Raw genomic sequence first — 20,259 nt, 5'->3', positions numbered from 1 at the left:
ACCCTACTCAGACACCGTCGGGGCGCACACCCGGCTCACGGGTGTGCGCCCCGAGGGGGTGTACCGGGGTCAGCCGCCGAGGCCGCCGGGCAGACCGCCGCTCGCGAGGTTGCTCGCCACGGGGCCGGTCGGCAGACCGCCGAGCAGGCTGCCCACCGGGTCGCCGGACGTCTTCTTCTCCTGCTGGCCGACCAGCGCCTCGGGGGAAGCCGCGGGGACGACCTTGGAGACGGCGCCGATCGGGGTGCCCGCGGTCACGGTCGACAGCGCGCCCAGGGCCGGGAGCGCGGGGGCGGCGGACGCCGTGCCGGCGGCAGCCGCGGCGAAGGCGGCACCGAGGGCAACGACACCGAGCGTCTTGGTGGACTGCTTCATCAGAAATTCGTCCTTGGGGTGGGAAAGGTGAGCGGCTCGCCAAGGTAGTCAGCCGACCACCCGGGCGCAAACATGCGAAAACGGCCGGGGGTTCACACCCCCGGCCGTTTTCCGCTACCTGAGATCAGCCGCCTGCGACCGAAGAACCGCTGGTCGTGGCGGTCTGCTGGAACAGCCATTCGGATTTCAACTCGGCGTATCCGGGCTTGATCACGTCATTGATCATGGCCAGTCGTTCGTCGAAAGGAATGAATGCTGATTTCATCGCATTGACTGTGAACCACTGCATGTCATCGAGTGTGTAGCCGAAGGCATTCGTCAGGTGCTCGAATTCCTGGCTCATGGTGGTGCCCGACATCAGCCGGTTGTCCGTGTTCACGGTGGCCCGGAAGTGCAGCTTGCGCAACAGCCCGATGGGGTGGTCGGCGTACGAGGTGGCGGCTCCGGTCTGGAGGTTGGACGTCGGGCACATCTCCAGCGGGATCCGCTTGTCCCGTACGTACGAGGCGAGCCGGCCGAGCTTCACCGTGCCGTCCTCGGCGACCTCGATGTCGTCGATGATGCGCACCCCGTGGCCGAGCCGGTCGGCGCCGCACCACTGGAGCGCCTGCCAGATCGACGGCAGCCCGAACGCCTCGCCCGCGTGGATGGTGAAGTGGTTGTTCTCGCGCTTGAGGTACTCGAAGGCATCGAGGTGGCGGGTGGGCGGGAAGCCCGCCTCGGCGCCCGCGATGTCGAAGCCGGCGACGCCCGAGTCCCGGTAGGAGTTGGCCAGTTCGGCGATCTCCAGGGCGCGGGCCGCGTGCCGCATCGCGGTGAGCAGCGCGCCCACCCGGATTCGGTGGCCGTTGGCGCGGGCCCGCCGTTCGCCTTCGCGGAAGCCCTCGTTGACGGCCACGACGACCTCGTCGAGGGTGAGGCCCTGCTCCAGGTGCTGCTCGGGCGCGTAGCGCACCTCGGCGTAGACGACACCGTCCTCGGCGAGGTCCTCGGCGCACTCGGCGGCGACGCGGAACAGCGCGTCGCGGGTCTGCATGACGGCGCAGGTGTGCGCGAAGGTCTCCAAGTACCGTTCCAGGGAGCCCGAGTCGGCGGCCTCGCGGAACCAGATGCCGAGCTTGTCGGCCTCGGTCTCGGGCAGTCCGTCGTACCCCGTCTGTCGGGCGATGTCGATGATGGTCCCGGGACGCAGACCGCCGTCGAGGTGGTCGTGGAGCAGCACCTTCGGGGCACGGCTGATCTGATCCGGGCTGGGTACGGAAGCGGTCTGGCTCGTCATCTGCGCACTCTAATCCCTACGCGCGTAGATCGCCCGGTGTACGGCCACCGTCGATACGTAACAGTGACCGCGCGGACGGGTGGCGTACACCTCGGCTTCTGAGACTGTTCTGCCATGGCACTGCAAGCGACTCCCCTGCCTGCGGCCCGGCTGGGACGGGCCGTCGGCGCGACCGGCGCCGGCGCTACGGTCGGCGGCGTGGTCCTCGTGCTCCCGGACGGCGACCCCGTCTCGGCACGCCGGCCCTCCCCCCTCGCGTACGCGGCCGCGCTCCCGCTGGCCCGCAGACTGGCGCGGGACGGCGGCCCGGAGGGTCTCGTGGCGCACGCGGTCCACTATCGCGGCCGGGGCTGGAACGGCGGCGACGCACGGCTGGCCACGGACGCCGAATGGGCCGCGGACGAGGTCGTACGGCGCTATGGGGACGTGCCGGTGTGTCTGGCCGGGCACGGCATGGGCGGCCGGGCCGCGCTGCGGGCGGCGGGCCATCCGGCCGTCAACTCCGTGCTGGCGCTGGCCCCTTGGATCCCCGACGACGACGTGGCCGCCGACCCCGAGCCGGTGAAACAGCTCGTGGGCCGGCGCGTGATGATCGTGCACGGCACCAATGACGCGCGCACCGACCCCGAGCTGTCCTACCGGCTCGCCGAGCGCGCCAAGAAGGCCAACCGGGACACCTGCCGCTTCGAGGTCCACTCCGACGGCCACTCGATGCGTCAGCACCGGCCCGAAGTCCACGCGCTCGCGGTCGACTTCGTCTTCGGCACCCTGTTCTCGCGCCCGTACGCCCGCCCCGTCACGGACGCGTTCGCCGCGCCACCGCCCCTTGGGCTCCGGATGCCCCTGGCGGCCGGCTTCGGCAAGTCCCTTCGCCGATAAGGGAGTTCGCGGGGCGACTCACTCGGGGATCAGCTTTCCACGGCGGGAGAGCAGAAAGGCCTTGAAGGCGGCCACCGGCGGGGTGTCCGGATGGCCGTCCAGCCAGGCCACCCCGATCTCGCGCACTGCGCGCGGGGCGGTGACGGTCAGCTCGACCACTCCCGGCCGGGCCACCGCGGGCGGCGGGAGCAGCGCCACGCCGAGCCCGGCCGCGACGAGGCCGCGCAGCGTCTCGGCCTCCTCGCCCTCGAAGGCGATGCGGGGCGCGAACCCGGCGTCGGCGCACAGGTCGTCGGTGATGCGGCGCAGCCCGTAGCCCGGCTCCAGGGTCACGAAGGTCTCGTCGGCGGCCTCCGCGAGCCGCACCCGCTTGCGGCCCGCGAGCCGGTGGTCGTCGGGCACCACCAAACGCAGCCGCTGCTCGTCCAGGCGCCGGGCCGCGAGGTCCGGCGCGTCCGGCACGGGCGAGGTCAGACAGAGATCGAGCTCGCCCGCGCGCAGCCGCTCGATCATCGCCTCGCCATAGTTCTGTACGAGGGTGAAGCGGACCCGGGGATGGTCGACGCGGAAGGCGCGGATCAGGCCCGGCACCGTCTCCGACCCCATGGTGTGCAGAAAGCCGAAGGCGACCTTGCCGGTGCCCGGGTCGGCGTCCGCGCGCACCGACTCCGCGGCCCGGCCCACCTCGGCGAGGGCCCGCTCGGCGGAACCGAGGAAGGTACGGCCCGCGGCGGTCAGCGCGACGGTGCGGCCCTTGCGCGCGAACAGGGCGACACCCAGGTCCTCTTCGAGGCGGACCATGGCGCGCGACAGGGTCGACTGGGGCACGCCCAGTTCGTGCGCGGCGCGGGTCACGTGCTCATGGCGGGCCACCCCGGCGAAGTAGGCCAGCCGCGGCGCGAGCGCCATCGCGGCGTCCTCCATGGATTCTTCGTAACTGTTCGATGACACGCGCACCTCTGACCTCGGCTGATGCAGCAGTGGATCGATTGTCGCCCATCTGTGCATTGGACGCATAAACGCAGGCAGGCCTACGGTTTCGACATGCCTCCCGCCAGTACCGGGGCGTCCACCACCGTGGGCGCCTCCACCTCGTCGTCCCCGCTCCAGCTCACCCCCGGCGCCGCCGGCTACCGCCGGATGAGCTTCGCGCTCTTCGCCGCCGGTGTCGCCACTTTCGCCCTCCTCTACTCCACCCAGGCCCTGCTGCCGCTGATCTCCGCGGACCTCGGGGCCACGGCGAGCGCGGCGAGCTGGACGGTGTCGGCCGCGACGGGCGCGCTCGCCCTGTGCGTGCTGCCGCTGAGCGCGCTGTCCGAGCGGTTCGGGCGGACCCGGACGATGACGGTGTCCCTGGCCGTCGCGGTGGCGGTGGGCCTGCTCGTCCCGTTCGCGCCTAACGTCGGCTGGCTGGTGGCGCTGCGCGCGGTGCAGGGCGCGGCGATCGCGGGGCTCCCCGCCTCGGCGATGGCGTACCTGGCGGAGGAAGTGAGGCCCAAGGCGCTGGTCGGGGCGATCGGCCTGTTCGTCGCGGGCAACTCGATCGGCGGCATGAGCGGACGCATCCTGACCGGCTGGGTCGCGCAGGCCTGGGGCTGGCGCGCGGCGCTCCTTGCGGTGGGTGCCCTGGCCGCGGTGTGCGCGGTGGCGTTCCGCCTGCTCCTGCCCAAGGCCCGCAATTTCACCCCGGGTTCGCTGAACCCGCGCGCGCTGGCCCGCACCGTGCGCGGCCACCTCGCCGACCCGCTCCTGGTGCGTCTGTACGCCATCGGCGCGCTGTTCATGACGGTGTTCGGCGCGGTCTACACGGTGATCGGCTACCGCCTCACCGCGGCGCCCTTCAACCTGCCGCAGGGCCTGATCGGCTCGATCTTCCTGGTGTATCTGGTCGGCACGGTCTCCTCGGCCGCCGCCGGGCAGTTGGTGGCGCGGGTGGGCCGCCGCGGCGCCCTGTACCTGGCCGTCTCCACCACCGCGGCGGGCCTGCTGCTCTCGCTCGCCTCCTCGCTGCCCGCGATCCTGGCGGGCCTGGTGCTGATCACGGCGGGCTTCTTCGCGGGCCACGCGGTGGCCTCGTCCTCGGTGAGCCACACCGCCAAGACGGGTCGCGCCCAGGCGTCGGCGCTGTACCAGTCCGCGTACTACCTGGGCTCCAGCGCGGGCGGCACGCTGGGCGCGGTCGCCTTCCACGCGGGGGGCTGGCCGGCCACGGTGCTCCTGGGCGTCCTCGCGGTGCTCGGCGTCGTCTCGGTCACCCTGTACGGCTCGCACGCGGCCCGCGCCGAGCGCCGCACCCGCCGCCTGCACCTGACGCACGCGTGACGCACGCCTGACCCACGCCCACAGCTGACCCGAGCACCCCGCTGACCTGCCGATTTCTCCATAGCCGCGCGATTGTCAGTGGGGTCCGGTAGCTTCCGAAGTGCTGGCTTTACACGGCACGACACGGGGTGGACCGATGAGTGATCTGGCAGCGGCGGCGGATCTGGACGTACGCCTCGAAGAGCACCGCAGAGAGTTGACCGGGTACTGCTACCGGATGCTCGGCTCGGCCTTCGAGGCGGAGGACGCGGTGCAGGACACGCTGGTGCGGGCGTGGCGCAGCATCGACAAGTTCGAGGGCCGCTCCTCGCTGCGCTCGTGGCTGTACCGGATCGCGACCAACGTCTGCCTGGACATGCTGAACGCGGGCAACAAGCGGGCCCGCCCGATGGATCTGACGGCGGCCACCCCGGTGGCCAACGCCCAGCTCAACTCCCGCCCGGAGGTGACCTGGCTGGAGCCGGTGCCGGACGGGCGGGTGCTGCCGACCGTCGAGGACCCGGCCGAGGCGGCGCTGGCCCGCGAGTCCGTGCGGCTCGCGTTCGTCGCCGCGCTCCAGCACCTTCCGCCCAAGCAGCGCGCGGTGCTGATCCTGCGCGAGGTCCTGGCGTGGAAGGCGAGCGAGGTCGCCGAGCTCCTCGACACGACGGTCGCCTCGGTCAACTCCGCTCTCCAGCGCGCCCGTTCGACCCTTGCGGAGTCCGAGCCGAAGCAGACGGACGCGGCGAACCCGCTCGACGAGGAGCAGCGCAAGCTCCTGGACCGCTATGTGGCGGCCTTCGAGGGCTACGACATGACGGCCCTGACCGCCCTGCTCCACGAGGACGCGACGCTGTCGATGCCGCCGTACGACCTGTGGCTGCGGGGCCACGACGACATCGTGGGCTGGATGCTGGGCGTGGGCGAGGTGTGCCGCGGCTCCCGCCTCCTGCCGACGGTCGCCAACGGCACGCCGGCCTTCGCCCACTACCACCCGGATCCCGCGGGCGGCTTCGTGCCGTGGGCCCTGATGGTGATCGAGACGAGCGGGGGCAAGGTCTCGGGCATCTGCTCCTTCCTGGACACGTCCCGCTGGTTCCCCCTCTTCGACCTCCCGGCCCGCCTGGACGAGGAGGGCGTTCCGGTTCCGGCCCACTGAGCCGCGGGGCGCTCGGCACGGAGCACGTCGACATCGGGGAGCCGCGACGGTCCGGGGGGGCAGGGGTGGAGGCTTCCCCTCACCCCAGCCCTACGCCTTGAGCCGGGCAACCTCACTGATCCGTGCCGCCAGTTGACGAACGGACCGCGCGTTCTTGTGCGGCGTAAGGCGGCGCCGCATCGTGTCGAAGTGCTCGTCCCCTCGGGCGGACGACACATGTTCGTAGTCCTCCAGGAAGCGGGTCCACGAGTCGCATGCCGCGTCGAGGTGGCCGTATTCGAGCTGCCGTTGGGCGAGCACGGCGTAGAAGTGGACCCTTCCCTGGCGCTCGTTGGCGGGCTGCACCGTGAGCGCCTGTTGCAGGGCCTTGATCGACCCCGGCAGGTCCCTCCCCTCGTACAGGACGTGCGAGACGTGGAAGGCGTAGGCGGACTGGTTGTACCCGCCGATCGACTCGCGGCGGCTGTCCGCCCGCATCAGGGCGGATTCCGTCGCGGCCAACAGGCTTCGCGCGCGCCGGTGATCTCCCACCATGGCCGTGGCGTGCGCCTGCTGACCGGTGAGAAACGCCTTGAGGCGGGGGCCGGCCTTGGGGGCCGCTTCGGCTGCCGAGTCGGCCAGCTTCAGGGCCAGCGGGCCATATCCGAGGTTCGACGCCTGGAGGCTCATGCCGCGCAGTGTCCGGCAGTACGTCACATGGTCGTCCGCACGGTCCGCCAGCTTCAGCGCCTTGAGGTAGTACGTCTGGGCCGTCCCGTGGTCCCGTTCGTACATGGCCATCCACCCCGTCAGGTAGACCAGGTCCGAGGCGGCTGCCCACATGTCCTTCCGGACGGCGTCTGTCGCTTCGGCGCGCAGCCACGGAACCACGGTGTTGACGAGGAAGGCGGCGGCCATCGGCCGTGCGTGTGCTCCGCCCAGCTCGTCGAGGATGTCCGCGATCTTGTCGGTCATCCTGCGGACCGACTCGACCTGACCGGCTCCGATCCGAACCGTCTGCTTGCCGGGAACGACGGGGCCGGCTTCCGCGGCATGCGCGTCCCCGGAAAACATCGGCACGGCCAGGGCGGCGGAGAACAGGCCCGCAGCCGCGATGACACCCCGGCGCGACGGATCCATGTCGGCCGTCCCCAGATCGACGATCTCTTCCACGGCATCGAGGCCGGCCGGAGCCTGATCGGACGCGGCAAGCGGGAGACCGGCCTCGGCGTGTGTCACCGTCCGGTGCAGCTTGCGCGAGAACGCCTCGACGATCAGACGCCTGACCGGGGGGTTCGGCACGGTTCCGGCTACCCAGTGCGACACCGCCGACTGGTCGTAATGAAGGTCCATTCCGGCTTCCGCACCCATGCGGTTGACGATGAGCGCGAACTGAGAGCGCGACCATTTGGCCTGTACGAGCAGGCGGCGCAAGCTCTCGTTCGGGATGCGTGTCCGATTGGCCATGCCCTCAACTCCCGGCAGTGCGCGTGGCGTTCATGGGTTTCATGCTCCGACCGTCCTTCCAAGGTACCGCCGTGCGTGGTCGTGCGGTTGCGTAGAGACAGGAGAGACCGTCGAGGAAGGAACCGCGCCGTGGACGTGGACAGCCCCATTGACCGGGCCGATGAATTCGTTGAAGTAGCCGCCGAGTACGCCGAGTACGCCGTGGACACGGCCAACGGCAACAGGATCGGCGTCGTGCAGGACCGCTTCGAGGGGAGCGTCTACCTCCGCCCGCCCGGCGGCGGCGTCGAGTGGGCCACCCCGCCCGAGGCGCTGCGTTCCCCGTCGGCCGCCGAGCTCGTTCAGGCGCGTGTGTTCGACACCCCGGTTGAGGCGCGGCGCCCATGAGCGCCAGGAGCACCGCGCGGTTTGTGCGCTACCGCGTCATGGCGCACCCGGACGAAGCCCTCCGCGCCTCGGCGACGTGCACGAACGGGACCTGTCACTACGTGGTCCTGCCGACGGAAACGGTCGACGAGGTGAGCCGGGCCATGCAGGAGCACACGGCACGCACCGGTCACGCCGTCTTCTGCCGCACGATCCAGGACACGGCCGTCGTGGTCCTGGCCGATCGAACCGAGCAGGAGCGGCGGGCCGAGGCCAACGCCCTGGAGTACAGGCACCTCGGCGGAGCCGCCGAGGACGCGCGGGCCGACGCGTGAGGCGCCACGCAGCCACCGGACGCGTCCGGCCATGACGGGCAGGAGCGCCGAACTGCCCGACGGGCGAGGGAAGTTGACCTCGGGCGCGGTCGGCCCGCACCCACCGTGCGTACAGGAAGTCGATCGTGCGGCGAGGGACGAGGGGAGAGCGGGCATGGAGAGCAAGTCCGGCGCGGGGGCGGTCCAGTTCGAGTACGTGACCTACACCGTGAAGCCCGAGAGGTGCCCGGCCTGTCACCAACCGGTCCCCCTCCACCTGCCCGCCCGCAGGGGAACCCTCGCCCGCTGGAACGGACCACCCCGTGTCGCCTACTGGCACCCTCGATGCGCCGAGGCCCACGAGACCCCGCTGTGAGGAACAGCAGCGGGTGATCGCGCGCGCAGTTGGCAGGTCCTGCGGGGGCTCGCCCGCGCGCCGCTCGCTTCGGGCACCCTGCGACCGGACTGGCTGCCGGCCTCAACGGGCAATCCCGCGCTCCACCGCGTACGCGCGACCAGCCCCGCACGCCCCGCAGCCGGACGCAGGGCCGGCCTCACGACAGGTCCGACCCCAAGCCCGCCAGTTCGAGCAGCGCCACAAGCCCCGCCCCCGCCCCCCGCATCCGCACCCGGCGACCGGCCCGCCGGGCGGTGAGGCGGAGGCGGGCCACCGCCTCGACCGCGGCGAGGTCGGCACGGCTCAGTGCGGCGAGGTCACACACCACGAGCTCCGCCCCGGACCCGTACAGCCCACGCAGCCGCTCGCACAGGAGCGGGACGTCGGCGAAGGTGAGGGGGTCGGGGACGACGAGGACAGGGGCGCGCTGCGCGGGGTCGATGGCTTCCACACCGATGAGACCCCGTAGCCCTCCGGAACTCATCGGTGCGGCGTCCCCGGCACGCCTCCGGCCCGGCTAGCGTCCCGGGAAAAGGCGTGGTCGGTGCGGCGTCCCCGGCACGCCTCCGACCCGCCTAGCGTCCCGGGAAAAGGCTTGTCTCGATCGACAGCTCGAAGGGGGCGGGCAGCATCACCGCTTCTCCGAACTTGCCTGCCGTGAGCGTCCGGTAGACATCACCCGTGGGCTCGCCATACAGCGTGACGGTGGGCCCACCGGGCGCCCAGCGGTCGATCAACAGATGGAGCGGGATGCCGGCTTGGGCGTATCCGGCGGCCTTGGTGATGCGGTCATGGCCGGCGTTGGACTGCGAGGTGATCTCGACCACCAGCTCGGCGGCGTCGGCGGGAATGTGGTTCTTGTCCCCGAACAGCGCATCCTTGGGTACCACCACCAGGTCCGGGATGTACATCCCGTGCCGGGACGGAAGGGCGAGCGCGAGGGTCTGGTAAATGCCCCAGTCAGCGGCGATCACGGAGTAGAGCTGTCGCTGAACGGTCTCGGCGATGTCGTTGTGGCCGTTCGATGGCGTCGGTGACAAGGTGACGACCCCCTCGATGATCTCCACCTTGCAGCCCTCGGGTGCGTCCGTCCCCTCCCAGAGACGGACGAGGTCGTCCCAGCCCTGGCCGGGCTCGTGGCCAACCGTGAGTGCGCTCATGGCGGTCTCCCTGCGTCGGTTCGTCACGCAGTCCAGCATGCCGAACGGGACCGGCGAGGGTCCACCGATCCCGTTCACCCGGACGTGGTGCGGCCGTATGCCCCGGCCGGCGGGGTCGGGGCACATCGAGGCCCAGCGGCTAGCGAACCGGAAAGCCCCCGGTGTCGATCTCCAGGTCGAAGGGGGCGGGCAGGGTCAGCTTCCCGCCGTACTCCACCGTGCCGAGAACTCGATAGGTGCCCTGTTCCGGCTCACCGTAGAGCGTCGCGGTCGGACGGCCCGAGTGCCAGGGGTCGAGCAGCAGGTACAACGGCACGCCCGCCTTCGCGTACCCGTGCGGCTTGGTCACGCGATCGTGGTTGGCATTGCTCTTGGAGGTGATCTCCACTACGAGCTCGGCATCCTCCGCGGCCGTACGGCCATCCGGACCCTGACTCAGTCGTGAACGCGGCATCAGCACCAGGTCGGGAATGTACATCCCCCCGCTCTGGCGGAGGGCGAGGCCCAGCGTCTGGTAGATCGCCCAGCCATCGGGCAGCACGGTGAGGAGTTGCTGCTGCACGAGCCAAGCGGTGTCGTTGTGTTCGTCGGACGGCGGTGGTGACACGGTGACGATCCCCTCGATGATCTCCACCTTGCAGCCCTCGGGTGCGTCCGTCTCTTCCCAGATCCGGACGATGTCGTCCCACTCGTGGCCGGTGCCGGAGTGGTCGACGGTGAGTGCGCTCACGGCGGTCTCCCTACGTCGGTTCGTCACGACTCCAGCATGCCGAACGGGACCGGCGATGGTCCACCGGTCCCGTTCACCCATACGAGGGCCCAAGCCACACAATCCCAGGTCAGGCGATACGTTCCAGCACGATCGGGTTCGCCGAGAAGGCCGTTCCGGACGGGGCCACGTCGTACGAGCCCTCCAACGACTCCAGCGCGTACGCGAACTTCTCCGGCGTGTCCGTGTGCAGGGTCAGCAGGGGCTGGCCCGCGGTGACCGTGTCGCCGGGCTTGGCGTGGAGTTCGACGCCGGCGCCCGCCTGCACCGGGTCCTCCTTGCGGGCGCGGCCGGCGCCCAGGCGCCAGGCGGCCACGCCGATGTCGTACGCGTCGAGGCGGGTCAGGACGCCCGAGGAGGGGGCGGTGATGACGTGCCGCTCGCGGGCGACCGGGAGTGCCGCGTCCGGGTCGCCGCCCTGCGCCGCGATCATCCGGCGCCACACGTCCATCGCGGAGCCGTCGGCGAGGGCCTTCGCCGGGTCGGCGTCCTTGATGCCCGCCGCGTCCAGCATTTCGCGGGCGAGCGCGATGGTGAGCTCGACGACGTCGGAGGGGCCGCCGCCCGCCAACACCTCGACGGATTCCCGGACTTCTAGGGCGTTGCCGGCCGTGAGGCCGAGCGGGGTGGACATGTCGGTGAGCAGCGCGACCGTCTTGACGCCGCTGTCGGTGCCCAACGCGACCATCGTGGACGCCAGTTCACGCGCGTCCTCGATGGTCTTCATGAACGCGCCGGTGCCGACCTTCACGTCCAGGACGAGGGAGCCGGTGCCTTCGGCGATCTTCTTCGACATGATCGAGGAGGCGATCAGCGGGATCGCCTCGACCGTGCCGGTCACGTCGCGCAGCGCGTACAGCTTCTTGTCGGCGGGGGCCAGGCCGTCGCCCGCCGCGCAGATGACCGCGCCCGTGGTGTCCAGGACGTTCAGCATCTCCGCGTTGGAGAGCAGCGCGCGCCAGCCGGGGATCGACTCCAGCTTGTCCAGGGTGCCGCCGGTGTGGCCGAGGCCCCGGCCCGAGAGCTGCGGCACGGCCGCGCCGCAGGCGGCGACCAGCGGGGCGAGCGGCAGGGTGATCTTGTCGCCGACGCCGCCGGTGGAGTGCTTGTCGGCGGTCGGGCGGGAGAGCGAGTCGAAGTTCATGCGCTCGCCGGAGGCGATCATCGCCGCGGTCCAGCGGGCGATCTCGGTGCGGTTCATGCCGTTGAGGAGGATCGCCATGGCGAGGGCGGACATCTGCTCGTCGGCGACGACGCCGCGCGTGTACGCGTCGATGACCCAGTCGATCTGCTCGGGAGACAGCTCGCCCCGGTCTCGCTTGGTGCGGATGACGGAGATGACGTCCATGGCATTCCTTCCGGCTTGGTGCACGTTACCTGCGCGACTCTACGCGCATAGAGGGGTGGGGAAAGCGCGGCCCCCGCACGGGCAGTGCGGGGGCCGCGAGGTTACTTCAGGTGGTCCGGGCCGAAGGCCTGGGGCAGCATCTCGGCCAGCGTGAGAATGCCGTCCGGGGTCTCCAACAGGAGCTCGGCGCCGCCGAATTCGAAGAGGAGCTGACGGCACCGACCGCACGGGACCAGCACCTCGCCGCGTCCGTCCACGCAGGTGAAGTGCGTCAGGCGGCCGCCGCCGGAGAGCTGGAGCGCCGAGACGAGCCCGCACTCGGCGCACAGTCCGATGCCGTAGGAGGCGTTCTCCACGTTGCAGCCGGTCACGGTGCGCCCGTCCTCGACCAGGGCGGCCGCGCCGACCGGGTAGCCCGAATACGGCGCGTACGCGCGGGACATGGCCTCGCGCGCGGCCGTGCGCAGGGCCGCCCAGTCGGGCACCGGCGTCACTTGCCCTGGCCCTTCCGGTAGCGCATGCCGTCCGCCTTGGGCATCCGCAGACGCTGGGCGGAGAGCGACAGCACCAACAGCGTCACGACGTACGGGGTCGCGCCCACGAAGTCGCTCGGCACGTCGTCGGTCAGCAGGTACCAGACCAGGATCACGACGGCGGTGGCCGCGCAGATCGCGGCCTGGAGCATCGCCTTCCTGTACGCCTTCCAGCCCGCGAGCACCGCGAGCAGCACGACGAGCAGAAGCAGCAGGGCGTGCACGGTGGTGCCGCCGTTGCGGAGCTGGAGCGCGTCGGAGAAGCCGAACAGGCCCGCGCCCATGGCGAGTCCGCCGGGCCGCCAGTTGCCGAAGATCATCGCGGCGAGACCGATGTAGCCGCGGCCGCCGGTCTGGCCCTCCAGGTAGATGTGCGAGGTGACCAGGGCGAGGAAGGCGCCGCCGAGACCGGCGAGACCACCCGAGACGGCGACCGCCGCGTACTTGTAGGAGTACACGTTGACGCCGAGCGACTCGGCCGCGATCGGGTTCTCGCCGCAGGAGCGCAGGCGCAGGCCGAAGGCCGTCTTCCACAGCAGCCACCAGGTGCCGACGAACAGCGCCACGGCGATGACGGTGACCCAGGAGACCTCGGTGACCAGGCCGCCGAGGATTCCGCAGAGGTCGGAGACGAGGAACCAGTGGTGCTTCTGGACCGATTCGAGGCCGGAGGACAGGCCCGGGATGGTGAAGCTGGGCAGCGCGTCGGCGGGCGGCGACTGCTTGGGGTTGCCGCCCTTGACCTGCGCGTCGCCGTCGTTGAAGAACAGCTTGGCCAGGTACTGCGTCACGCCGAGCGCGAGCAGGTTGACCGCGACACCGGAGACGATGTGGTCGACGCCGAAGGTGATGGTGGCGACCGCGTGGATCAGACCGCCGAGCACACCGAAGCCGATGCCCGCGATCAGGCCGAGCCAGGGGCTGGACTGCCAGCCGACCCAGCCCGCGCCGAAGGTGCCGAGGATCATCATGCCTTCGAGGCCGATGTTGACCACGCCGGCCCGCTCGGACCACAGACCGGCCAGGCCCGCGAGCCCGATCGGCACGGCGAGGCCGAGCGCGGCACTGATCTGGCCCTCGCTGGTGAGCTGGTCGGCGCCGGTGATGATGCGGACGGCGGAGATGAGGATCAGCGCACCCGCGATGATCATCAGGACCTGCGCGAGGGAGAACTTGCGCTTGGCGTTGCCCCGCTTGACCCCGGCCGGAGGCGGTGGAGTCGTGGTCGTTCCGGTCGTGACGCTCATGCCGTCACCTCCGTATCGGTCTTGGCGGCCTGGGCCGCGAGCTCGGCGCCGACGCGCTGCTGCTGGCGCTTGAGGCCGTAACGGCGGACGAGTTCGTAGGCGATCACGACGCACAGGACGATGACGCCCTGGATCACGCCGAGGATCTCCTTGTCGTAACCGATCACTTCGAAGTGGCCGGTGGTGCGCTCCAGATAGCCCCAGAGCAGGGCGGCGAGCGCGACGCCCACCGGGTGGTTGCGGCCGAGCAGGGCGATGGCGATGCCCGTGAAGCCGAGTCCGAGCGGGAAGCTGTTGTCGAACTGGTGGCTGTCGTTGAGCAGCGTCGGCATGCCGACGAGGCCGGCCACCGCGCCCGAGATGATCATGCTGGTGACGATCATCTTCTTGACGTTGGCGCCGCTGGCCGCGGCCGCGGACTCGGACTGGCCGACCGCCCGCAGATCGAAGCCGAAGCGGGTGCGGCCGAGCGTGAACCAGTACGCCACGCCGACCACGACGGCGACGACGATGAAGCCCCACAGCTGTCCGGCCGGGCCCATGTCGAGGGTGAAGAACCAGGACGACTCGGGCAGCGGCTTGGTCGAGACGAGCGTGCCCGCCTCGTCGAGCTGGCCGAGGCGCTCGGGCTGGAGCAGATAGGCGATGATCGCGGTCGCGATGGCGTTCAGCATGATGGTCGAGATGACCTCGCTGACGCCCCGGGTCACCTTCAGGATGCCCGCGATCGCCGACCACACCGCGCCGACCAGCATGGCGACGAGGATGATGACCGGGATCTGCACGATGCCGGGCAGGCTCAGCGCGCCACCGACGACCGCTGCCAGGAAGGCCGCGAGGCGGTACTGGCCGTCGACGCCGATGTTGAACAGGTTCATCCGGAAGCCGATGGCCACCGCGATGCCCGCCAGGTAGTACGTCGTCGCCTTGTTGAGGATGTAGACCTGGCTGTCGCTCGCCGAGCCGTACGACAGCATGTCGTTGAACGCCGGGAACGGGTTCTTGCCGGTGGCGAGGATGACCAGGGCGGTGACGACAAGGGCCGCGACGAGCGCGAGCAGGGGGGCCGCGATCGCGAGGAGCAGCTTCTCCTTGTCGATGCGGGAGGTGAGCTTCTTCATCGGTCCTCTCCCCCAGTGTTGTGCTGGTGCTCCAGGTGGCCGGTGGCGGCACCGGTCATGGCGGAGCCCAGTTCCTCGGGGGTGATCGTGGCGGGGTCGGCGTCGGCGACCAGTCGGCCCCGGTACATCACCCGCAGGGTGTCGGACAGGCCGATCAGCTCGTCCAGGTCGGCGGAGATCAGCAGCACGGCGAGGCCCTCACGGCGGGCCTCGCGGATCTGGTCCCAGATCTGCGCCTGGGCGCCGACGTCCACGCCCCGGGTGGGGTGCGCGGCGATCAGCAGCTTGGGGTTGTGGCTCATCTCGCGGCCGACGATCAGCTTCTGCTGGTTGCCGCCGGACAGGGACGCCGCGGTCACCTCGATGCCGGGGGTGCGCACGTCGTACTCGCGCACGATCCGCTCGGTGTCGACGCGGGCGGCCTTGTTGTCGAGGAGGGGGCCCTTGGAGTTGGGCTTCTCGGTGACATGGCCGAGGATGCGGTTCTCCCACAGCGGCGCTTCCAGGAGCAGGCCGTGGCGGTGGCGGTCCTCGGGGATGTAACCGACGCCGCTCTCGCGCCGCACACGCGTCGGCGCCGTCGAGATGTCGGTGGTGTCGAGCGTGATGACACCGCCGTCGGGGATGCGCATGCCCATGATGGCCTCGACGAGCTCGGCCTGGCCGTTGCCCTCGACGCCCGCGATGCCGAGCACCTCACCCTTGTGGATGGTGAAGGAGACCGAGGAGAGCACCTCGCGCACCACCCCGTCGGGGTCGGTGGCGGCCAGCCTGAGGTCCTCGACCTTGAGCATCTCGACCGTGGTGACGGTCGACTCGCGGGTCTCGGGCGAGGGCAGTTCGCTGCCCACCATCAGCTCGGCGAGCTGCTTGGTGGTGGTCGTGCGGGGGTCGGCGGTGCCCACCGTGGTGCCGCGCCGGATCACCGTGATCTCGTCGGCGACCGAGAGCACCTCGCCCAGCTTGTGCGAGATGAAGATGACGGTCAGGCCCTCGGCCTTGAGCTCGCGCAGGTTGTCGAAGAGCGCCTCGACCTCCTGCGGGACCAGGACCGCGGTCGGCTCGTCGAGGATGAGCGTGCGCGCGCCGCGGTAGAGGACCTTGAGGATCTCCACGCGCTGGCGGTCGGCGACGCCGAGGTCCTCGACCAGGGCGTCCGGGCGGACCCCGAGGCCGTACGCGTCCGAGATCTCCTTGATCTTGTTGCGCGCCTTGGAACCGATGCCGTACAGCTTCTCGCCGCCGAGGACGACGTTCTCCAGGACGGTCAGGTTGTCCGCCAGCATGAAGTGCTGGTGGACCATGCCGATGCCGAGCGCGATGGCGTCGGCGGGGCTGGAGAAGGAGGCCTGGGTGCCGTCGATGGTGATGGTGCCCTCGTCCGGCTTCTGCATGCCGTAGAGGATCTTCATCAGGGTCGACTTGCCGGCGCCGTTCTCGCCGCACAGCGCGTGCACGGTGCCCTTGCGGACGGTGATGTCGATGTCCTTGTTGGCGACGACACCGGGGAATCGTTTGGTGATGCCGCGCAGTTCGACGGCGGGAGGGCTGGACGCGTTGATGGCGCACTCTCCTCGTGGGCAGGAGCAGGGGGGCGGGGAGCTTCCGGGGAAGCCGGGAAGCGCACTGATGTGCCACGCCGGGCTCCCGGCGTAGTAGTTCAGCACACTCACGGCGCGCCAACTCCGGCCTACGCGCGTAGAGTTGACACTTCGTTACGGCCCGGTGAGCAGGGCGGTCCCTGCTCACCGGGCCGATGTGTGACGGGGGCGGTCAGCGACCGCCACGGGTCACGGGGTCGTCTTGACCTTGATGGTGCCGTCGACGATCTTCTTCTGGGCCGCGTCGAGCTGCGACTTCAGGTCGTCGATGAAGCCACCGCTCGTGGCGAGCGAGACGCCGCCCTTGGCCAGCGGGTAGCTGTTGGTGCCGACCAGCGGCTTGCCGTCCTTGATGGACTTGATCAGGTCGTAGACGCCGATGTCGACGTTCTTGACCACCGAGGTCAGGATCGCGTTCTTGTACTTGGAGAGCGAGGCCTGCTGGTACTGGTCGGAGTCGACACCGATCGCCCAGGCGCCCTTCTTGCCCGAGACGGCCTCGATCGCACCGGTGCCGGAGGAGCCGGCCGCGGTGTAGACGACGTCGGCGCCGTTGTCGAGCATGCCCTGTGCGGCCTGCTTGCCCTTGTCGGGGCTGGCGAAGCCGGAGGTGTCCGAGCCGTGCGACAGGTACTGGTTGTCGACCTTGACGTCCGGCTTGGTGTCCTTGACGCCCTGGTTGAAGCCCGCCTCGAACTTCTTGATGAGGGGGACGTCGACGCCGCCGATGAAGCCGACGTGGTTCGTCTTGGTCTTCAGCGCCGCGGCGACACCCGCGAGGTAGGAGCCCTGCTCCTCGGTGAAGACGATGTTGTCGACGTTCTTCGGGCCCTCGACGACGGAGTCGACGATGCCGAAGGTGACGTTCGGGTACTTGACCGCGACCTTCTTCATCGAGTTCGCGTAGGCGTAACCGATGCCGATGACGGGGTTGAAGCCGGCACCCGCGAGGTCGGTCAGACGCTGTTCGCGGTCCGCCTCGGTGTCGGTGGTCTTGGCGGTCAGCTCCTTGACGTCGCCACCGAACTCGGCCTTGGCCTTGTCGATGCCGCGCGCGGCGGAGTCGTTGAACGAGTGGTCACCACGGCCGCCGACGTCGTACGCGACACCGATCTTGACGCCCTTGCCGCCCGCGGAGGACGAGGACGAGGTGCCCGAGTCCTTCTGGGAGGACGTGGAGCCACAGGCGGTGGCGGAAAGCGCGAGCGCGGCGGTGGCGATACCGGCCGCAGCGATCTTGGATACCCGGCGCAAGAGGAGGTCCCTTCAAACCTGAACCGAGGCGCCCCTACCGGCGCTGGTTTCGCGTCGGATCGTAACGCGCGTAGATGTCGCGTAAAGCCCTGTTCGGAAGCCGTTATCGGATCGTCGCGAACAGGGGATGAAGTGTCCGGTTACGAGCGGTTGCCGTCGAGGAGCGCGGCGGCGGTGAAGAGTTCGACCCCGACCTTGATGGCGGCCTCATCCGCGTCGAAATCACCCCGATGGAGGTCGAGCCGGGCGTTGGAGCCGGGTGTGCGCACCCCGAGCCGGGCCATCGCCCCAGGTACATGCTCCAGGTACCACGAAAAGTCCTCGCCACCCAGTGACTGCTCCGTGTCCTCGATGGCATACGGCCCCCGGCGCGCCGCCATGGCGTCGTGGAGCAGCTCCGTGACGACCGGATCGTTGACGACCGGGGGCACTCCCCGGACGTAGTTGATCTCCGATTTGGCGCCGTGCAGGGTGGCCACCTCGTCGATCGCGGCGTGTACGAGGTCGGGCGCGTCGCGCCACGCCGCGAGGTCCAGGCAGCGCACGGTTCCGGCCAGCTCGGCGTGCATCGGGATCACGTTGCAGGCGTGGCCGGCCTCGATGCGGCCCCAGGTCAGGGCGAGACCGGCGCGGGCGTCGACCCGGCGGGCGAGCAGCGCGGGCACGTCGGCGGCGACGCGCGCGGCGGCGGTCACCAGGTCGGTGGTCAGATGCGGGCGCGCGGTGTGGCCGCCGGGGCCGTCGAGGGCGACCTCCAGGCGGTCGCAGGCGGAGGTGATGGCTCCGTGGCGCAGCCCGATCCGGCCGGCGTCGACCCTCGGGTCGCAGTGCACCGCGATGATGCGGCCCACGCCGTCCAGGGCGCCCGCCACGATGGCGTCGGCGGCGCCGCCCGGCAGCACCTCCTCGGCGGGCTGGAACAGCAGCCGTACGGGGGCGGGCAGGCGGCCCTGGCGGTGCAGCTCGGCGAGGACGAGGCCGGCGCCGAGGACGGTGGTGGTGTGCACGTCGTGGCCGCAGGCGTGGGCGCGGTCCGGCACGGTGGAGCGGTAGGGGACGCCCGTCTTGGCGTCCGGGATGGGCAGGGCGTCGATGTCCGCGCGCAGGGCGAGCATCAGGGGCACCTCGGCATCGCGGCCGCCGGCGCCCTTGCCCCGCGCGCGCGGGGGGAGGCCGATGTCACAGATGAGCCCGGTGCCCGACGGCAGGACGCGCGGTTCCAGGCCGGCCGCGCGGAGGCGGTCTCTGATCGCGGCGGTGGTCCTGAACTCCTGGTTGCCCAGCTCGGGGTGCATGTGCAAGTCCCGGCGGAACGCGATGAGTTCGGCACACAGGGCCTCGCTCAGCTCGCCGGGCAGCGGTGCTTCGCCGGGCTGGTCGGCTTCGGACGACTCACGGGACATCAACTGGTTCACTCGTTGAGGGTAGGCCGTCGGCGGCGTCAACTCACCCGCGATCAACAAAAGTTCAGCCGCATAGGGGAAAGAAAGCTGGTCACAAGGCGCATGTCGATCGTGTGAACTGGGTAAACTATTTCGTCCTTCTGACCGATGCCCCGGCACTGGCGTTCCCCCCGCGGGAGGAGGCGCCCGTACTCCCGGCGCCTAGGCCGCCACCGTGGCGAGCCCGTGGACCTGGCGCGCCGTCCCCGTCACCCCGTCCAGGAAGCCCCGGGCGCGGGGCGAGGCCCGGTCGGTGAGCCAGCGCGGGTCGATGTCGCAGACCACGACCCGCACCCCGGTGCCCGCGAGCGCGAGCGGCAGGGTGTGGATCACGGTGGAGGGGAAGCTGAGGATGGTGCGGCCCACCGGCCCACGGCGCGCTATGAGTTCGAGCGGCAGATCGGGGCGGACGATCTCCAGGCCGGTCCTGGTGTGCAGGGCGCGCAGCTTGTCCGGGGACTCGCGGCGGTGCGCGAAGTAGCGGGTCACGCCGTGGGTGCGGGCCAGTAGCGCGACCGCGTCCAGATAGCTCGCGGGGTCGACGATGCCCGTCTCCACCAGCGACGTCCCCACCAGGTCCGCGCCCTTGGTCAGGCGCGGCGGCCCGAAGTGGGCGCGGGTCCAGCCGAAGGTGTGCGGGGTGACCGTGACGCCGTCGGGCGCCTCGACGGGCAGCGCGCTGAACACCTCGACGTTCCGGCCGCGCGCCGGGGCGAGCCGGCGGCGGGCGGCCGCGGCGACCGGCGCGAACAGCAGGTCGCGCGCGCCGGTCCGGCCGCCCCGCCGGTGCCAGCGCACCAGGCGTTCGCCGCGCGCCAGTTGGGAGACGAACTCCATGGTGGCCGTCCCGTCGTCGACGACCACCACCTCACGGGCACGGGCGACGGTGAGCAGCAGTTGTACGTAGCGCGAGAACGGGTCGCCCAGGACGATCCGTTCGGCCCGCCGCAGCATCGGGGTGAGCCCGCCGATCGTGTGCAGCGGGGCCGCGAGCCCGCCCCGGGCCTCCTCCCAGCGCACCTTCGTGCCCGCGTCGCGGGCGAGTTCGGCCATCCGGCGCAGTTGGCCGCGCGACATGGGGTCGGTCGGCGAGAGCACCACCACGGTGAGGCCCGACAGGTCGGGCGCGCCCGGGCGCGGCTGGGCGGGCACGCCGCCGAGCAGCGGGCCGGGCGAGTGCGCCCACTCCAGGACGTTGAGCAACTGGACCGGGCTCTCCACGAACGCGAGGGTGGCCACGGTGGACCGGGGCACGGCGGGCCCGCCCC

21 protein-coding genes are annotated in these 20,259 nt (G+C 70.8%); 6 read left to right on the top strand and 15 right to left on the bottom strand.

Translation table 11 applies throughout. The features are described 5' to 3' along the window. Positions 1 to 69: 69 nt before the first annotated feature. Entirely contained in the window at positions 70 to 375 is a 306-nt protein-coding gene (locus N4G70_RS11330; RefSeq protein WP_261712421.1) for an ATP-binding protein, read from the bottom strand. 124 nt (positions 376 to 499) lie between these two features. After that, positions 500 to 1,654 (bottom strand): adenosine deaminase, encoded by a 1,155-nt coding sequence (locus N4G70_RS11325; RefSeq protein ID WP_261712420.1) that lies wholly within the window; start codon positions 1,652 to 1,654, stop codon positions 500 to 502. Positions 1,655 to 1,768: 114 nt separating this feature from the next. On the opposite strand from N4G70_RS11325, the gene N4G70_RS11320 reads away from it, so the two are divergent. Continuing rightward, positions 1,769 to 2,533, top strand: a complete 765-nt coding sequence (locus N4G70_RS11320) for a S9 family peptidase (RefSeq protein WP_261712419.1) — start codon at positions 1,769 to 1,771, stop codon at positions 2,531 to 2,533. 18 nt (positions 2,534 to 2,551) lie between these two features. On the opposite strand, the gene N4G70_RS11315 is transcribed toward N4G70_RS11320, so the two are convergent. Further along, positions 2,552 to 3,457, bottom strand: a complete 906-nt coding sequence (locus N4G70_RS11315; protein ID WP_261712418.1) for a LysR family transcriptional regulator — start codon at positions 3,455 to 3,457, stop codon at positions 2,552 to 2,554. A 120-nt stretch (positions 3,458 to 3,577) separates the two neighbouring features. Here N4G70_RS11315 and N4G70_RS11310 point away from each other — a divergent pair, with 120 nt between their 5' ends. Then, positions 3,578 to 4,855, top strand: coding sequence for an MFS transporter (locus N4G70_RS11310; protein ID WP_261712417.1), 1,278 nt, complete (start codon positions 3,578 to 3,580; stop codon positions 4,853 to 4,855). A 136-nt stretch (positions 4,856 to 4,991) separates the two neighbouring features. Continuing rightward, entirely contained in the window at positions 4,992 to 5,993 is a 1,002-nt protein-coding gene (locus N4G70_RS11305) for a sigma-70 family RNA polymerase sigma factor (protein WP_261712416.1), read from the top strand. A 90-nt stretch (positions 5,994 to 6,083) separates the two neighbouring features. Here N4G70_RS11305 and N4G70_RS11300 read toward each other — a convergent pair whose 3' ends face one another. After that, a complete protein-coding gene (locus N4G70_RS11300; RefSeq protein WP_261712415.1) occupies positions 6,084 to 7,439 on the bottom strand; it encodes a hypothetical protein in 1,356 nt (451 codons plus the stop codon). 135 nt (positions 7,440 to 7,574) lie between these two features. Here N4G70_RS11300 and N4G70_RS11295 point away from each other — a divergent pair, with 135 nt between their 5' ends. From N4G70_RS11295 to N4G70_RS11285, 3 genes are all read left to right on the top strand, one after another. Beyond that, positions 7,575 to 7,826 carry a hypothetical protein gene (locus N4G70_RS11295; RefSeq protein WP_261712414.1) on the top strand — a complete coding sequence of 84 codons (252 nt, stop codon included), beginning with the start codon at positions 7,575 to 7,577 and terminating at the stop codon, positions 7,824 to 7,826. After that, positions 7,823 to 8,140 carry a hypothetical protein gene (locus tag N4G70_RS11290; RefSeq protein ID WP_261712413.1) on the top strand — a complete coding sequence of 106 codons (318 nt, stop codon included), beginning with the start codon at positions 7,823 to 7,825 and terminating at the stop codon, positions 8,138 to 8,140. Before N4G70_RS11295 ends, N4G70_RS11290 begins: the two co-directional genes overlap by 4 nt. 154 nt (positions 8,141 to 8,294) lie before the next feature. Beyond that, positions 8,295 to 8,495: a hypothetical protein gene (locus N4G70_RS11285; protein WP_261712412.1), complete on the top strand. Its 201-nt coding sequence runs from the start codon at positions 8,295 to 8,297 to the stop codon at positions 8,493 to 8,495. Between the two features lie 178 nt (positions 8,496 to 8,673). On the opposite strand, the gene N4G70_RS11280 is transcribed toward N4G70_RS11285, so the two are convergent. The 11 genes from N4G70_RS11280 to N4G70_RS11230 all read right to left on the bottom strand — a co-directional run bounded on the left by N4G70_RS11280 (position 8,674) and on the right by N4G70_RS11230 (position 20,245). After that, positions 8,674 to 8,967: an STAS domain-containing protein gene (locus N4G70_RS11280; RefSeq protein ID WP_261712411.1), complete on the bottom strand. Its 294-nt coding sequence runs from the start codon at positions 8,965 to 8,967 to the stop codon at positions 8,674 to 8,676. A gap of 124 nt (positions 8,968 to 9,091) precedes the next feature. Continuing rightward, entirely contained in the window at positions 9,092 to 9,676 is a 585-nt protein-coding gene (locus N4G70_RS11275) for a Uma2 family endonuclease (protein ID WP_261712410.1), read from the bottom strand. Positions 9,677 to 9,815: 139 nt separating this feature from the next. Further along, positions 9,816 to 10,406 carry a Uma2 family endonuclease gene (locus N4G70_RS11270; RefSeq protein WP_261712409.1) on the bottom strand — a complete coding sequence of 197 codons (591 nt, stop codon included), beginning with the start codon at positions 10,404 to 10,406 and terminating at the stop codon, positions 9,816 to 9,818. Positions 10,407 to 10,515: 109 nt separating this feature from the next. Then, complete coding sequence (locus N4G70_RS11265) at positions 10,516 to 11,793, bottom strand: thymidine phosphorylase (protein ID WP_261712408.1); 1,278 nt, start codon at positions 11,791 to 11,793, stop codon at positions 10,516 to 10,518. 101 nt (positions 11,794 to 11,894) lie between these two features. After that, positions 11,895 to 12,287, bottom strand: coding sequence for a cytidine deaminase (locus tag N4G70_RS11260; RefSeq protein WP_261712407.1), 393 nt, complete (start codon positions 12,285 to 12,287; stop codon positions 11,895 to 11,897). Next, positions 12,284 to 13,573: an ABC transporter permease gene (locus N4G70_RS11255; RefSeq protein WP_261712406.1), complete on the bottom strand. Its 1,290-nt coding sequence runs from the start codon at positions 13,571 to 13,573 to the stop codon at positions 12,284 to 12,286. Before N4G70_RS11255 ends, N4G70_RS11260 begins: the two co-directional genes overlap by 4 nt. Next, positions 13,570 to 14,694 carry an ABC transporter permease gene (locus N4G70_RS11250; RefSeq protein ID WP_261712405.1) on the bottom strand — a complete coding sequence of 375 codons (1,125 nt, stop codon included), beginning with the start codon at positions 14,692 to 14,694 and terminating at the stop codon, positions 13,570 to 13,572. Before N4G70_RS11250 ends, N4G70_RS11255 begins: the two co-directional genes overlap by 4 nt. After that, positions 14,691 to 16,226, bottom strand: coding sequence for an ABC transporter ATP-binding protein (locus tag N4G70_RS11245; RefSeq protein ID WP_261712590.1), 1,536 nt, complete (start codon positions 16,224 to 16,226; stop codon positions 14,691 to 14,693). The genes N4G70_RS11250 and N4G70_RS11245 overlap by 4 nt, the downstream gene beginning before the upstream one ends. Before the next feature lie 258 nt (positions 16,227 to 16,484). Then, positions 16,485 to 17,549, bottom strand: a complete 1,065-nt coding sequence (locus N4G70_RS11240; RefSeq protein WP_261712404.1) for a BMP family protein — start codon at positions 17,547 to 17,549, stop codon at positions 16,485 to 16,487. Positions 17,550 to 17,689: 140 nt separating this feature from the next. After that, positions 17,690 to 18,952, bottom strand: coding sequence for an amidohydrolase (locus tag N4G70_RS11235; RefSeq protein ID WP_261712589.1), 1,263 nt, complete (start codon positions 18,950 to 18,952; stop codon positions 17,690 to 17,692). A 201-nt stretch (positions 18,953 to 19,153) separates the two neighbouring features. Next, on the bottom strand, positions 19,154 to 20,245 hold the full coding sequence (locus tag N4G70_RS11230; protein WP_261712403.1) for a hypothetical protein: 1,092 nt from the start codon (positions 20,243 to 20,245) through the stop codon (positions 19,154 to 19,156). Positions 20,246 to 20,259: the final 14 nt, after the last annotated feature.

Source organism: Streptomyces sp. ASQP_92, assembly GCF_025399895.1.
In the GTDB taxonomy this organism is placed as follows: domain Bacteria; phylum Actinomycetota; class Actinomycetes; order Streptomycetales; family Streptomycetaceae; genus Streptomyces.
Note: the sequence above shows the minus strand (reverse complement) of the source record. Positions and strands in the feature narration are given on the sequence as shown.

Bases quoted from the DNA above. Each gene is read 5' to 3' on its own strand.
- N4G70_RS11285 (WP_261712412.1), top strand. From the start codon at position 8,295: ATGGAGAGCAAGTCCGGCGCGGGGGCGGTCCAGTTCGAGTACGTGACC.
- N4G70_RS11235 (WP_261712589.1), bottom strand. From the start codon at position 18,952: ATGTCCCGTGAGTCGTCCGAAGCCGACCAGCCCGGCGAAGCACCGCTG.
- N4G70_RS11290 (WP_261712413.1), top strand. From the start codon at position 7,823: ATGAGCGCCAGGAGCACCGCGCGGTTTGTGCGCTACCGCGTCATGGCG.
- N4G70_RS11300 (WP_261712415.1), bottom strand. From the start codon at position 7,439: ATGGCCAATCGGACACGCATCCCGAACGAGAGCTTGCGCCGCCTGCTC.
- N4G70_RS11275 (WP_261712410.1), bottom strand. From the start codon at position 9,676: ATGAGCGCACTCACGGTTGGCCACGAGCCCGGCCAGGGCTGGGACGAC.
- N4G70_RS11305 (WP_261712416.1), top strand. From the start codon at position 4,992: ATGAGTGATCTGGCAGCGGCGGCGGATCTGGACGTACGCCTCGAAGAG.
- N4G70_RS11330 (WP_261712421.1), bottom strand. From the start codon at position 375: ATGAAGCAGTCCACCAAGACGCTCGGTGTCGTTGCCCTCGGTGCCGCC.
- N4G70_RS11310 (WP_261712417.1), top strand. From the start codon at position 3,578: ATGCCTCCCGCCAGTACCGGGGCGTCCACCACCGTGGGCGCCTCCACC.
- N4G70_RS11255 (WP_261712406.1), bottom strand. From the start codon at position 13,573: ATGAGCGTCACGACCGGAACGACCACGACTCCACCGCCTCCGGCCGGG.
- N4G70_RS11265 (WP_261712408.1), bottom strand. From the start codon at position 11,793: ATGGACGTCATCTCCGTCATCCGCACCAAGCGAGACCGGGGCGAGCTG.
- N4G70_RS11250 (WP_261712405.1), bottom strand. From the start codon at position 14,694: ATGAAGAAGCTCACCTCCCGCATCGACAAGGAGAAGCTGCTCCTCGCG.
- N4G70_RS11315 (WP_261712418.1), bottom strand. From the start codon at position 3,457: ATGGAGGACGCCGCGATGGCGCTCGCGCCGCGGCTGGCCTACTTCGCC.
- N4G70_RS11325 (WP_261712420.1), bottom strand. From the start codon at position 1,654: ATGACGAGCCAGACCGCTTCCGTACCCAGCCCGGATCAGATCAGCCGT.
- N4G70_RS11320 (WP_261712419.1), top strand. From the start codon at position 1,769: ATGGCACTGCAAGCGACTCCCCTGCCTGCGGCCCGGCTGGGACGGGCC.